We start from the raw sequence: 13,212 nt of genomic DNA on the forward strand, positions 1-13,212 counted from the left end.
GTTCATACAGGTTGTCCCGCTCGCGTTGTAGATTGGTCGCTGAGTTTATAGTTTTCTCTTTCTCCCCTAGGACTTTCATCGGAAAATACGCCACGGTTGAAGTAAGTACCCTGAATAACCTTGGTCCTGCGAAAGTGCTGTTCCCAGCTTTTAACCATGCCCGACGCCATCACCCTACTCAAACAGACTACGGACGCAATCGCTCCACTCCAACCCGACGACTGGCAGGCTTTCGTGACCATCTGGAAACCCTTTTCGGCGAAGCGGAAAGAAGTGCTTACGGCGACAGGTGAACGGGAAGCATACCTGTATTTTGTGGTCGAAGGCGTGCAGCGCGTCTATTACCTGGACGATCAGGACCGGGAAGCAACGCTGGTCTTTACGTACGCCCCTTCCTTCGGCGGGGTGATTGACTCGCTGATGCTGCAACAACCTTCCCGCTATTTCTACGAAACACTAACACCCTCTACGTTTCTACGCGCATCGTTTCAGGAATTACAGACGGTCATGCACAGTCGGCCAGCCATCGAGTCCATGGTTCGGCTGGGAATGACCCATACGCTATCGGGTGTTCTGGAACGTCTGGTGGAATTGCAATGCTATTCGGCCGCCGAGAAGATGCGGAAGCTCCTGCAACGGAGCCCGCACCTGCTCCAGCTGATTCCGCACAAATACCTGGCGAACTACATCGGCGTTGACGCCACGAATTTTAGTAAGCTCATGAATAGCATTCGCATCTGAAATCTTGGTAAATACCAACACTTGCCGAAGCGCTACCCGCCACCTTTGCATCGCACTTTCTACTATAATCCCGATGTACACACCAACCTTGCTAACCCGAATCGCGCAGGGCTTTATCCTGCTTTCCGCCCTGGCCCTTTTATCTATCAGTGTCATGGCCTTCGCCGATCCGCAATCCGTCCTCTGTCTGATTAGCGCTACGTTACTGATCGTCAGCAAACGGGCGCTAGTCTCTAACCAGCAACGGGCATGAGTTTGACCAACCGCGAAGCACTGCTCACGTCGCTGGAACAAGTGGTAGAGCAGCATCTGCAGGTAGCCGTCCGGCAGTTTCAGAACCTGGACGACACTTCGTTACTTAAACCAGCGCCGGACGGCGGTTGGAGCATTGCCCAGTGCCTGGCGCACCTGACCAGCTACGGCAATTATTACCTGCCCCGCATCAAACAGGCATTGGCAGCGCAGCCCCACGCCCCAGCCAGAAACTCCGTTAGCGGAAACTGGCTAGGACGCTATTTTATCCGGCTGATGGACCCGACGGCCAGCGCTAAGAAGTTCAAAGCCGCCCGGCAGCATCGGCCTGAGAGCAACCTTTCGGGCCATACAGTTGTCGCAGAGTTTATTCAGCAACAGGAAGAACTCCTGTTCTACCTGCGCCAGGCTCGACAAGTTGATCTGGATGCGATCCGTATTCCGGTGTCAGTGGCCCTATGGCTTCGGCTGAATCTGGGCGATCTGTTCCAGTTTCTGATCGTTCACGACGAGCGACACCTTTTGCAGGCCAGGCGCAATCTGCTTTAGTTGCCAGAATTGCCAAACGTATTAAACGTAACTCATACAAAGTTTAACTATTCCAACAAATCAGCCTATATTCCTTTTACCAGGCCCGTTTCGGTGGTATCTTTAACAGATTCCTAACTGATGCGACTGATAAAACAGAGACATAGCCCCGTTTTGTACAGACTTTTTTGTCTGCTGATGGCGCTGCATGTCCTTAATTTCAGCGTCGACTCCCCCGACCGGTACAACCGATCAACGACGCTCATTCAGGATCAGGAAGACCTCTCGATCAATGACATTGAGAGCATCAGCGAGCTGCTGCTGGAAGAGTGCCTTGGCCTGGTCAACGCCGTTCCTGAGCACGACGAACACGACGAGGAAGCGGGGCAGCTCCTCTCGCTCCAGGATTATATCTTCACGCAGACGTTTACGCTACGTCCCCCCGCCCGCTCGATCCATTTCCTGCATACCGCTGTGATTACGTTCACATCGACGCCCGTTTCTACCTACGTGCCGGATATTACGTCTCCCCCGCCCCAGGGCATTTGTTAAGTTAGTCCCCATTGGGCGACTTTCTATGGACTTTTCTGACTGACAACTCCTCCGGAGCTGATCAGCCACGTCCGTTCGGGTCACCCCCGCTGCGCTGTCGCGCCCAATCTTACTGCAACCAACCTGAAGCTGACTACATCGTCAGCGCTTTACTCAATTTATTATGTTCACTAAACAAGTGCTGACTACCTGTGTGGTCGGCTTACTGGCCGTAGGCTGTACCGACCGGAAAACCGGCGCGGAACAGCCGGACGAAAAACTCACCCTGCCCGTTGTTGCCATCAAACGGCATAATACGGCCCTGCATCGGGAATACGTCAGTACGCTGGAAGCCGTACAAAACGTCGAAATCCGGGCCCGGGTGTCCGGCTTTCTGGAAAAAATTCACGTTGACGAAGGGCAGCCGGTCCGGAGAGGGCAGCTTCTTTTTACGCTCAATGCGGCCGAGTACCGCGCAGAAGTCGACAAGGCCAAAGCGGCTTATAAAAATGCCGTTGCCAACGCCCGAACGGCGGAGGTTGAAGTAGAACGCGTCAAACTCCTGATCGCCAAAAATATCGTTTCCAAAACCGATCTTGATCTGGCGCAGGCCAAACTGGAATCGGCCCGCGCCCAGATCGACGATGCCCGGTCGGCGCAGGCAATGGCCGCCCTACGGGTGGCCCAAGCCAGTATTCGGGCTCCCTTCGATGGCATCATCAACCGCATTCCATTGAAAATGGGTAGCCTGATCGAAGAGGGCACCCTGCTGACGACGGTATCTGACCTGAACGAAGTCTTCGCCTATTTCGACGTATCGGAACGGGAGTACCTGGGCTTTATCAAAAACAACCGGGACCTGTTGGGTAAGGGGGCCAAGCCGGTGGAAATGCTGCTGGCCGACGAAAGTCTGTATCCGCACAAAGGCCGGATTGAGGTTATGGAAAGCGTTTTCGAAGACGGGGCCGGCACGATTGCCTTTCGCGCCCGTTTTCCCAATCCCAAACACCTGCTCAAGCACGGTTCGTCGGGCAAGGTGCGACTGGAAAACGTAATGGACAAAGCGCTGCTGGTACCGCAGCAGGCCACCTTCGAGGTGCAGGACAAGAATTACGTCTACGTGGTCGATCAGAACAACCGGGTCAAGTCCCGGAGCTTCGTTCCGCAGGGACGCACCGGTCCATACTATCTGGTTCGGTCGGGGCTGGAACCCGGCGACCGCGTTGTCTACGAAGGCATCCAGAACATCCGGGATGGTGCCCAGATCGTTCCCCGAACAATCTCCACCGACAGTTTGTACCTGGCCAGCGCTCCTCCGGCGCAGGCAGCCATGGCCCGTAACTAACCCCTTTCTGACCCATGTTTGACGTATTTATCAAACGCCCCCTGCTGTCGGCCGTTATTTCCGTGCTGATTACGCTGATGGGCGTCCTGGCGCTGACGGGTCTGCCCGTCACCCAGTTTCCGGATATTGTTCCTCCCTCCGTCACCGTAACGGCTAAGTATAACGGGGCCAACGCCGAGGTCTGCACCAAAGCTGTCGCTACGCCCCTCGAACGGGCCATCAATGGCGTGCCGGGCATGACGTACATGAACTCCGTGTCGGGCAACGACGGCACAACGCTGATTCAGGTATTTTTCCAGGTGGGGACCGACCCCGATCTGGCGGCCATGAACGTCCAGAACCGGGTTACTTCGGTCCTCGATGAGCTTCCCGCCGAGGTGATCCGGGCAGGGGTTATCACCGAAAAAGAGGTCAACAGTATGCTCCTGTACCTCAACCTGGTGAGCGACGACCCATCGGTGGATGAAAAATTTATTTACAACTTCGCCGATATCAACGTCCTGGCTGAGCTCAAACGGATCGATGGTGTAGGACTGGCCGACATCATGGGTGCCCGCGAGTACTCGATGCGGGTCTGGCTTAAGCCCGACCGGATGACGGCCTACTCCATCTCGGCCGACGACGTCGTGGAAGCTATCCAGGCCCAAAACGTCGAAGCCGCGCCGGGCAAAGCGGGTGAAAGTGCCGACCGTGCCCCGCAGGTGTTGCAGTACGTCCTGCGCTATACCGGCAAGTTTTTCGAGCCCGAGCAATACGCCAACATCGTCCTGCGGGCCAACCCCGACGGGTCGATCCTGCGGCTGAAGGACGTGGCGCAGGTCGAGTTTGGCTCCGCCGATTACAGCGTTATTTCGCGCAATGACGGGCGCCCGTCGGCGGCTATCATGCTCAAACAGCGGCCCGGCTCGAACGCCCGCGAGATCATTGCCAGCGTCAAAGAGCGCATGGCCGAGCTGAAGGAAGAAACCTTCCCGCCGGGCATGACCTACAACTTCGCTTATGATGTTTCGCGCTTTCTGGACGCGTCGATTCACGAAGTGGTGCGTACGCTGCTGGAAGCCTTTGTACTGGTTTTCCTTGTCGTCTTCCTGTTTCTGCAGGACTGGCGCTCCACGCTGATCTGTGCGCTGGTGGTGCCGGTTGCGCTGGTGGGTGCGTTTGCCTTCATGAGCCTGATCGGCTTTTCGATCAACCTGCTTACTCTGTTTGCGCTGGTACTGGCCATCGGGATTGTGGTCGATGACGGCATTGTCGTCGTCGAAGCTGTACATGCCAAGATGGCCGAAGGTTTACCACCCCGAGCCGCTACGTTTGCCGCCATGCGCGAAATCAGCAGCGCCCTGATCGCCATTACGCTGGTAATGGCCGCGGTATTCATTCCGGTAGCTTTCCTATCGGGTCCAGTTGGCGTTTTTTATCGGCAGTTTTCGCTGACGCTGGCCGTCGCCATCCTACTGTCGGGACTGAATGCGCTGACGCTGACACCCGCCCTCTGCGCGCTTTTGTTGCGCCCGCACCAGCACGAGCCTCAGACGGGTTTACTGGCTCGTTTCTTTGCCGGATTCAACCGGCTGTTTGACCGACTGACGGGCCGGTATCAGGGTCTACTCCGCCGGACAGTCAGTCGACGGGTGATTACGATGGGACTGTTGCTGGCCTTTGTGGCTGGTACCTGGGGCGTTAACCTGGTGCTGCCCGGTGGTTTTATTCCTACCGAGGACCAGGGCATGATCTACGTCAACGTAACGACGCCCGCCGGAGCTACCGTGCAGCGAACCGAGGACGTTATGGCGCAGATTCAGCGGGTAGCCTCGACGCTGGAAGCGGTCGAGAACGTATCAACACTTTCCGGCTTCAGTCTGCTGACCGACGGGGCTGGAGCGTCCTACGGCATGGGTATGATCAACCTGAAAAACTGGGACGAACGTAAGCAGTCGGTCGATGACCTGATTGCCGAACTGGAACAGAAAACCCGGCATATCCAGGGGGCCAGCATCCAGTATTTCTCGCCCCCAACGGTACCCGGCTTCGGCAACTCCAGCGGGTTCGAACTCCGGATGCTCGACAAAACCGGCAGGGGCGATCTTCAAAAAACGCAGCAGGTAGCTATGGCGTTTATCGACTCGCTGAAGAAGCAACCGGCCATTGCCGACGCCTTCACAAGCTTCGACCCCAGCTATCCGCAGTACATGCTGCACGTCGATCAGGACAAAGCAGCTCAAAAAGGCGTCTCGATCGAGAATGCCATGGGCACGCTGCAAACGCTGATGGGCAGTTTTTACGCCACCAATTTCATCCGGTTTGGGCAGATGTACCGCGTGTTTGTTCAGGCCGCGCCCGAGTACCGGACAAAACCCGAGGACGTACTCACCATGCGGGTGAAGAACAAAGACGGCGAGATGGTGCCTTACTCGAACTTCATCCGGCTGGAGCGCGTCTACGGACCTGAGCAGCTGACCCGCTACAACATGTACACCTCGGCGCTGATCAACGGATCGGCGGCACCGGGCTACAGCAGTGGCGATGCACTGGCTGCCATTCAGGCCGTGGCCGAGAAAAATCTGCCGCGTGGGTACTCATTCGAGTGGTCGGGTATGTCGCGCGAGGAGATTCTATCGGGTAATCAGGCAGTGTACATCTTTCTGGTCTGTCTGGTGTTTATCTACCTCCTGCTGGTAGCCCAGTACGAAAGTCTGTTTCTACCCCTCCCCGTCCTGCTGGGCTTGCCCGCCGGCATTTTCGGCTCGTTTCTGTGCCTGCAGCTGGCTGGTTTGCAGAATAACATCTACGCCCAAGTAGCGCTGGTCATGCTGATCGGGCTGCTGGGGAAAAACGCCATTCTGATTGTGGAGTTTGCCAACCAGCGCCGAAAAGAAGGGCTATCGATTTGGGAAGCCGCCATTGACGGAGCCGTTACCCGCCTGCGCCCCATCCTGATGACCTCGTTTGCGTTCATCGCCGGGCTGATTCCGCTCTGTATTGCGTCGGGCGCGGGTGCCCTCGGGAACCGGTCAATCGGTACGGCGGCCGCCGGGGGCATGCTCATCGGCACCCTCTTCGGGCTGGTGCTCATTCCTGGTCTGTACGTTCTGTTTGCCTCGCTGGCCGAACGCGTCAGCCCACCCGCGTCGGATCACGACGATGCGATTCATTCCATTTCCACTAAATCTGCAGTTAACGGTGTCGTTCACGAATCATAAAGTAGTTTTCTGTCTATTTCTGGGCGTATCGGTCGCGCTGAGCAGTTGCCAGGTGGCCAAGGTACCGGCCTCATCGCCCGCTATTTCTGTTCCGGATTCCTACGTAGATCGGGTTAACGCCAATGGTCCCAATCCGGGGATGACGGATTCGCTGGGGATTGGCGATTTGCCCTACCGAACACTGTTTACCGACGACAGGCTGGTGGCACTGATCGATACGGCAGTAGCGCGTAACCTCGATCTAAAAATCGCCTGGCAGCGCATCGCCGTCGCGCAGGCGAATTACGGGATCAGCCGGGGTGCCCTGCTCCCTCAGGTCGATGCCGTAGCGACAACGGGAGTCGATCGATTTGGGCGGTACACGCTCAATGGGGTAGGTAACTTCGACACCAATCTCTCCGATAACGTAACGGGCTCCAGCCTGATTCCCAACCCCACGCCCGACTTTTTCGTTGGTTTCCGAAGCAACTGGGAAGTCGATATCTGGGGTAAACTTCAGAACCGCCGAAATGCAGCCTACAAGCGTGTGATGGCCTCGCAGGAAGGACGCCACCTGTTACTGACAACGCTTATCTCTGACGTATCACGGCTGTATTATACCCTCCTGGCGCTGGACGGTGAACTCGAAATCATCCGCGAGAACGTTACGCTGCAGCAGCAGGCGGTTGAACTGGTGGAGGTGCAAAAAGCCGCGGGGCGGGTTACGGAGCTGGCCGTTCAGCAGTTCCGGGCCCAGTTACTGAATACGCAGAGCCTGGCAGGTGGGGTACAGCAGCAGATCGTCGATACCGAAAATCAGCTGAACGTTCTGCTGGGTCGCTATCCGAGACCCGTTCCGCGGGGCGTATCCATCCGGGACCAGCAGTTGCCGCCGACCCTGCTGGCTGGTATTCCCGCGCAGCTCCTGCAACGACGTCCCGACATCCGACAGGCAGAGCGGGAACTGGATGCGGCTAACATCGACGTAGCCGTAGCCAGAGCCGAGTTTCTGCCGTCGCTCAACCTGAGTCCGTACCTGGGTCTGAATGCCTTCCGGCCCGATGTGCTGCTCAATCCCCAGTCGGTAGCGGCTGGAATTCTGGGTGGCCTGGCTGCGCCAGTCTTTAACCGACGTCTGCTGAAAGGCAATCTGCGGATCTCGCAGGCACAGAGTCAGGAAGCGTACTACACCTACCAGCGAACGGTGCTGACGGGCGTATCGGAAGTGACGACTAGTCTGAAAGGGTTGGAAAACTACCGCAGCGTGGCCGACCTGCAGACCAAAGAAGTAGCCGAACTGCGCCTGGCCGCAACCACCTCCGACGATCTGTTCGGCACCGGCTACGCAACGTATCTGGAAGTCATCACGGCTCAACGATCAATCCTGCAGGCCGAACTGAATCTGATGAACACCAAACGGGCTCAGTTTCTGTCGCTGGTGGATCTGTATCGTGCCCTCGGGGGCGGATGGAATTAACTAACGTAAAAACGCTCCAATGGCTTACTAGGCCATTGGAGCAATGATCTCTTGCTTGTATGCACTCAAGACATTGGTCAGTAGCATTCTGCTGGCAGGCCAGCGCCTACCCGCTATTCAGTTCATGAACGACAATAAAAGAAGTACACTTTTTCTCTCGCTGTTCTTCGATTTGTTGCTGCTTGTTCTCTACTTCGGCAACCCGCTGGACAAACCCCTACCGCCTTATATGGGCTGGAAGATTATTCTGGTCTTCCTGCTGATCACGACCCTGGGCTTCTGGTTCAAACGCCTTTACTACATCCTTTACGCAGTGGCAGGTCTGGTTTTCTCTGCTTATTATTTCCTGCAATAAGACCCTCAGCAGCCTTATCAGTGCAGGAATATGCCATCGCTAGCAGGTCGAATGATCCGCCAGATTCAGCATACTCAGTGCCCGCTGATTCCAATTGCGCAGAATGGCAACGTGTTTCATCAGTTTCGTCGGAAATGAGCCCCCGTTGCGCCGATTAATGTCAGCCAGCAACGTCTCCAGTTCCTGGGTCATATCCATTTCCAGCACAATCAGCTGGGCAATCGAACACTGACTCACAAACGCTTGTTTGCCTGCTTTGTCTACCGGATTGGCCAACCGCTGCTTGATAAGGGTATTTACCCGATTCCGCAACTCACAAAATTGCTCACACGCCTGCGTCCATTGCTGTAAAGGATGCTCCGTGTCAAGGCTGGCAACTTTGTGACCTTCATGTGCAGCATCTCTTTTTATATACATAAACAGCTTCTGGTTTACTTAAAGAAAGTTAATTAGGTGTATTTTGATCAAAATTATACACCATAGCCTGGGCAACCTATGCCTTAAGTCACCAGCTTTTTGAAAGCTCATGATTTTTGTCAGGCTAAATCATGATTCTTATCAGTAAATCATGATTACTTATCGATTATAGTAGTAATTGCGTCCAAAACTGACCTTTTTGTCAGCTTCGACGTTTATGTATTCAACTGTTAGATAAGCCTATAACAGGATGGCCTTAGTTTATCAATCGGTCGAAAACCAGAACTTGTTTCCGGTGAACTGGATACTTACTGACGCCGTGCAGGCGATTGTTCGGGTATCTCCCCTGGGTGTCTGTCTTTTGCAGGCGGTACAATCATCCGGCATCGATATGTCCGATGAACGCGGACCCGAGGAGTTAGTTATGGATTTCAGCTATCTAGCTGTCAATGAAGTGCTGCAGTCTATGCTAAATCTACCCATTGACGATATTTTGCACCGTACCCTGAGATTTCTTACCTACGACGACAATGTATCGCATCTGATTAGTCGGTTAGCCCAGGCGGTACTCACCGGGCAGCCCGGCCAATTCGTCGGAACGTACCAACTGGACGGCGTTCCCGGGACGTATCACCACCTCTACGTTAAATCCGATGACGCTGTTCTCATGCTGATTCAGAATATTACGTACACTCCGCTGACGGGCCAGGAACAGGCGGCCAACGATTGGTTGCTGCAGGCAATCGAGAACCGGGTTTCCGTTACGCAGGCCCGCGCTCAACTGCTTGATCTCATCAGCGGCCAACTCGCTTAACGCGCTTATATCTACCGGTATGAATCTGGACACCAATCAGTCAGTTCCGTCCTTTCTGGCGGGGGGCGGGGTAATGACCCAGCTGATCCGGCAGTATAACTGGTCCCAGACGACGCTTGGTTCACCAGCGCAGTGGCCCCGGAGCCTGCAGACCACCCTTGGCATTATGCTCCAGTCTGCCTTTCCAATGTTTTTGTGGTGGGGTACCGATCGTATCCAGTTCTACAATGATACCTACGCTCCCAACTTAAGCCCTACTATGAATCAGGCAACCGCTCTGGGTGAAAAGGGGGCTTCCTACTGGGCCGAGATCTGGTCTGCCCTGCGGCCGCAGCTCGATCAGGTTCTCGCGGGCCAGGTCAGTACGTCATCCGACAGGCCAAAGATTCCCGTCTTTTCCGCCAACCAGACCCGCCTGGTTCCCTGGTCCAGCAGCTACAGCCCGGTCCGGGATGATGCCGGGCAGATTGCGGGCGTATTACTTATCTGTCAAGAAGTTACGCTGCAGCCCGAGAAGCCTCTGAGCTCTCCCCCCGCCGGGCAGCCGGACCAAACCAGCCCTATTGGCGTCTGGGAGTTTAACCCGGACACCGGCCTGGTACGCTGGGATGCCCGATGCGCGGCTCTCTTCGGCTTCTCGACAAACGATGATGTGTCCTTGCAGGAGGTGCTGAAGCACGTACATCCCAACGACGCCAGCCGGATTACTGAAGTGGCTCAGCAGGGAATGGGTAACCGGACAAGCAGTCACTTCGATCTGACGTACCGAACGATCGGGGCCGACGACCAACGGCTTCGGTGGGTCCATTTTACGGGTCAGGCCTATTATACGCCACTCGGTAACATTCACCACTACGGCGGCATGGCCCAATCCGTTACCCGGGAGATGGAAACCCAACGTCAGATCAAACAGAGCGAACACCGATTCAGGAATCTGATCGAGAACTCACCCGTAGCGATCGCCGTTGTGCGGGGCTCGGCATTCATCATCGACCTGGTAAATCCCAGAATGTGTACGATCTATAATCGTACGCAGGAAGAACTACTGGGACAACCCCTGTTTGACGTTATTCCGGAATCGGCCAACCAGGGCTACGAGGAGTTACTGACGGCCGTCATGCAGACCGGCAAACCATTTGCGGGCAACGAACTACCAGTCAGAATACGGCGGGATGGCCAGCTTGGCCTGCGTTACATCAATCTCTCCTACGAACTCCTGCGCGAAATTGACGGGCAGGTCGCCGGTATCATTATCTCGGGTTTTGACGTAACCGAGCAGGTACTAGCCCGGCAGCGGGTTGAAGACAGTGAAGCCCGGCTCCGGCGTATTTTTCACCATGCCCCTACGGCTATCGGTATTTTTAGAGGGCCAAATTTTATCATTGAACTCGCTAACCCCAATCTATGTACGCTGTGGGGACGTACCGAAGAACAGGTACTAGGCAAGCCCCTTTTTGAGGCCCTGCCCGAGGCTAGAGGCCAGGGCTTTGAGGAGCTGCTGACCGGCGTGCGCACCACCGGTCGATCGTTCGTCGGGACTGAAGTGCCCATTTTACTCAAGCGCAACGAGCAGCTGGAAATGGTTTATTTCGACTTCGTGTATACGCCTTTTCCCGAATCAAATGAGCAGATCGAACGTATCATCATGACGGCTACCGACGCAACCAAACGCCGACAGGTCCTGCAACAGGTCGAGCAGTTGCTAGCCCGGGAGCGCGAGTTGAATGAGATGAAATCTAATTTCGTTACACTGGCCTCTCACGAGTTTCGAACCCCGATGGGCACAATTCTTTCCTCTGCCTCATTAATCAGCAGTTATAATGGCGTGAATGAGCAGGACAAACGGGAACGTCACGTACAACGTATAAAATCAGCCATTGATAACCTGACCAGTCTGCTGACCAACTTCATGTCCATTAGCCAGTTGGACGACTTAACCTTCACCAGATCTCCTCATCGCCTGAATCTGCGGATGTTCTGCAGTGACATAATCGAGGATATACGACCTCTCCTGAAACCCCGGCAACACATTACCTATTCCCACCAGGAGGGGCAGACCATTATTGAGCTTGACGATCAACTGGTAAAAAACATCCTGATTAATCTGCTGACCAATGCCAGTAAGTACTCAGCCGAGGGAAAAACTATCGAATTAACAACTGCTGTTCAGCCCGATCAGTTACAGATCTGGGTCCGGGACTGGGGCATTGGTATTCCGGAAGTAGATAAGGATAAACTGTTTGTCAACTTCTTCCGGGCGCGCAACGCCATCCATATCCAGGGAACAGGTTTAGGTCTTTACATTGTCAAACGGTATGTCGACCTTTTGGGCGGGACAATTTCGTTTACGAGTCAGCTCGACACAGGCACCGTATTTTTCGTTCAGCTTCCCTTACAGCCATTAGTTGCATGAAAACGATTCTGGTTATTGAAGACACCCCTGAAATGCGGGAGAATATCACCGAAATTCTCCAGTTGGCTCAATACGTCGTTGTGCCAACCAGCAACGGCAAACAAGGAGTCGAACTCGCCCGACAGACACGGCCCGATTTAATTCTGTGCGATATCATGATGCCCGAGCTGGATGGGTACGGTGTGCTGCACATCTTGAGCAAAGACCCGATTACGGCTACCATTCCGTTTATTTTCCTCTCGGCGAAGGCCGAAGCAGCCGACTTTCGGTTTGGCATGGGGCTGGGTGCCGACGATTACCTCATCAAACCCTTTGACAACGTAACGTTGCTGAACGCTGTCTCGATGCGCCTGAATAAAGATCGGAGCGGACAACAGCAAGCTATCAGTGGGTTTGGTACACTCAAACAAGCTTTAACGGACGGCGAAGACGACCGCCAGCGCATCAGCGATACGTACCCGGTAACTCATTATAAGAAGAAACAAATCCTGTTCAAGGAAGGCTCACCAGCCTCCGCGCTTTACTTTGTCCGGCGCGGGCAGATGAAGCTGTTCATGACCGACGCAAACGGAAATGCCTACATAACCAGTCTAGCCGGCCAGAACGATTTCGTCGGCTATCTAGCGTTACTACGCGACGGTATATATACCGAATCAGCCGAATTTCTGGATGATTCAGAAATCTGCACCATACCTAAAAGCGATTTTCTGACGCTGATTCACAATAGCCAGGAAGTAGCCAATCAATTTATTTCGTTGATGGCGAATGATTTAGCTGATTACAAGGATCGGCTTTGCAAACTGGCTTACCAGACCGTACGCAAACGGGTAGCTGAGGCTCTGATTCTGTTCTATCGCAAATTTTACGCCCGATCCGAAAACCCGGCCACCCATGACCCGGCCACCTATGTATCGACTCCCCTGACTTTATCGCGTGAGAATTGGTCGCAGTTGGTTGGAGCCTCCACCGAAACTGTTATCCGGACCCTAAGCGATTTTCGCAACGAAGGGCTGATTGATGTTAACGGCAGCCAGATTACGCTGCTGGAGGTTCAGAAAATTGCCGCTTTACGACACTGACAACTTACTCAGTATAGCCCGCTAAAACTACAGCCTGCCTACCTAAGGTAACCGGGCTGTATTGGTTTGACCGGACATAGC

At 54.6% G+C, this 13,212-nt stretch carries 12 protein-coding genes; 11 read left to right on the forward strand and 1 reads right to left on the reverse strand.

Annotation, left to right across the window (positions count from 1 at the left end; genetic code table 11):
• Positions 1-156: 156 nt before the first annotated feature.
• The 8 genes from HU175_RS17365 (at position 157) to HU175_RS17400 (ending at position 8,408) form a co-directional block, all read left to right on the forward strand.
• Positions 157-741, forward strand: a complete 585-nt coding sequence (locus HU175_RS17365) for a Crp/Fnr family transcriptional regulator (protein WP_176567790.1) — start codon at positions 157-159, stop codon at positions 739-741.
• 73 nt (positions 742-814) lie between these two features.
• Positions 815-994 (forward strand): hypothetical protein, encoded by a 180-nt coding sequence (locus HU175_RS17370; protein ID WP_176567791.1) that lies wholly within the window; start codon positions 815-817, stop codon positions 992-994.
• On the forward strand, positions 991-1,542 hold the full coding sequence (locus HU175_RS17375) for a DinB family protein (protein WP_176567792.1): 552 nt from the start codon (positions 991-993) through the stop codon (positions 1,540-1,542). The genes HU175_RS17370 and HU175_RS17375 overlap by 4 nt, the downstream gene beginning before the upstream one ends.
• Positions 1,543-1,695: 153 nt before the next feature.
• Positions 1,696-2,073: a hypothetical protein gene (locus HU175_RS17380; protein WP_176567793.1), complete on the forward strand. Its 378-nt coding sequence runs from the start codon at positions 1,696-1,698 to the stop codon at positions 2,071-2,073.
• Positions 2,074-2,236: 163 nt separating this feature from the next.
• The gene (locus HU175_RS17385; protein WP_176567794.1) at positions 2,237-3,397 is read left to right on the forward strand and encodes an efflux RND transporter periplasmic adaptor subunit; all 1,161 of its coding nucleotides are present in this window, start codon (positions 2,237-2,239) and stop codon (positions 3,395-3,397) included.
• 14 nt (positions 3,398-3,411) lie between these two features.
• A complete protein-coding gene (locus HU175_RS17390; protein ID WP_176567795.1) occupies positions 3,412-6,597 on the forward strand; it encodes an efflux RND transporter permease subunit in 3,186 nt (1,061 codons plus the stop codon).
• Positions 6,539-8,053 carry a TolC family protein gene (locus tag HU175_RS17395; protein ID WP_176567796.1) on the forward strand — a complete coding sequence of 505 codons (1,515 nt, stop codon included), beginning with the start codon at positions 6,539-6,541 and terminating at the stop codon, positions 8,051-8,053. The genes HU175_RS17390 and HU175_RS17395 overlap by 59 nt, the downstream gene beginning before the upstream one ends.
• Positions 8,054-8,096: 43 nt before the next feature.
• A complete protein-coding gene (locus tag HU175_RS17400) occupies positions 8,097-8,408 on the forward strand; it encodes a hypothetical protein (RefSeq protein ID WP_176567797.1) in 312 nt (103 codons plus the stop codon).
• 39 nt (positions 8,409-8,447) lie between these two features.
• Here the strand turns inward: HU175_RS17400 and HU175_RS17405 are convergent, their stop codons facing one another.
• The gene (locus tag HU175_RS17405; protein ID WP_176567798.1) at positions 8,448-8,825 is read right to left on the reverse strand and encodes a hypothetical protein; all 378 of its coding nucleotides are present in this window, start codon (positions 8,823-8,825) and stop codon (positions 8,448-8,450) included.
• Positions 8,826-9,075: 250 nt separating this feature from the next.
• On the opposite strand from HU175_RS17405, the gene HU175_RS17410 reads away from it, so the two are divergent.
• Genes HU175_RS17410 through HU175_RS17420 form a run of 3 tightly spaced genes read left to right on the forward strand, consistent with a single transcriptional unit; the run spans position 9,076 to position 13,131 of the window.
• The gene (locus HU175_RS17410) at positions 9,076-9,639 is read left to right on the forward strand and encodes a hypothetical protein (protein ID WP_176567799.1); all 564 of its coding nucleotides are present in this window, start codon (positions 9,076-9,078) and stop codon (positions 9,637-9,639) included.
• A gap of 19 nt (positions 9,640-9,658) precedes the next feature.
• Entirely contained in the window at positions 9,659-12,052 is a 2,394-nt protein-coding gene (locus HU175_RS17415; RefSeq protein ID WP_176567800.1) for a PAS domain-containing protein, read from the forward strand.
• A complete protein-coding gene (locus HU175_RS17420; RefSeq protein ID WP_176567801.1) occupies positions 12,049-13,131 on the forward strand; it encodes a response regulator in 1,083 nt (360 codons plus the stop codon). Before HU175_RS17415 ends, HU175_RS17420 begins: the two co-directional genes overlap by 4 nt.
• Positions 13,132-13,212 lie beyond the last annotated feature (81 nt).

It is taken from the genome of Spirosoma sp. KUDC1026, from assembly GCF_013375035.1.
In the GTDB taxonomy this organism is placed as follows: Bacteria; Bacteroidota; Bacteroidia; order Cytophagales; family Spirosomataceae; genus Spirosoma.

Bases quoted from the DNA above. Each gene is read 5' to 3' on its own strand.
- HU175_RS17365 (WP_176567790.1), top strand. From the start codon at position 157: ATGCCCGACGCCATCACCCTACTCAAACAGACTACGGACGCAATCGCT.
- HU175_RS17400 (WP_176567797.1), top strand. From the start codon at position 8,097: ATGATCTCTTGCTTGTATGCACTCAAGACATTGGTCAGTAGCATTCTG.
- HU175_RS17390 (WP_176567795.1), top strand. From the start codon at position 3,412: ATGTTTGACGTATTTATCAAACGCCCCCTGCTGTCGGCCGTTATTTCC.
- HU175_RS17375 (WP_176567792.1), top strand. From the start codon at position 991: ATGAGTTTGACCAACCGCGAAGCACTGCTCACGTCGCTGGAACAAGTG.
- HU175_RS17395 (WP_176567796.1), top strand. From the start codon at position 6,539: ATGCGATTCATTCCATTTCCACTAAATCTGCAGTTAACGGTGTCGTTC.
- HU175_RS17415 (WP_176567800.1), top strand. From the start codon at position 9,659: ATGAATCTGGACACCAATCAGTCAGTTCCGTCCTTTCTGGCGGGGGGC.
- HU175_RS17410 (WP_176567799.1), top strand. From the start codon at position 9,076: ATGGCCTTAGTTTATCAATCGGTCGAAAACCAGAACTTGTTTCCGGTG.
- HU175_RS17420 (WP_176567801.1), top strand. From the start codon at position 12,049: ATGAAAACGATTCTGGTTATTGAAGACACCCCTGAAATGCGGGAGAAT.
- HU175_RS17385 (WP_176567794.1), top strand. From the start codon at position 2,237: ATGTTCACTAAACAAGTGCTGACTACCTGTGTGGTCGGCTTACTGGCC.
- HU175_RS17405 (WP_176567798.1), bottom strand. From the start codon at position 8,825: ATGTATATAAAAAGAGATGCTGCACATGAAGGTCACAAAGTTGCCAGC.
- HU175_RS17370 (WP_176567791.1), top strand. From the start codon at position 815: ATGTACACACCAACCTTGCTAACCCGAATCGCGCAGGGCTTTATCCTG.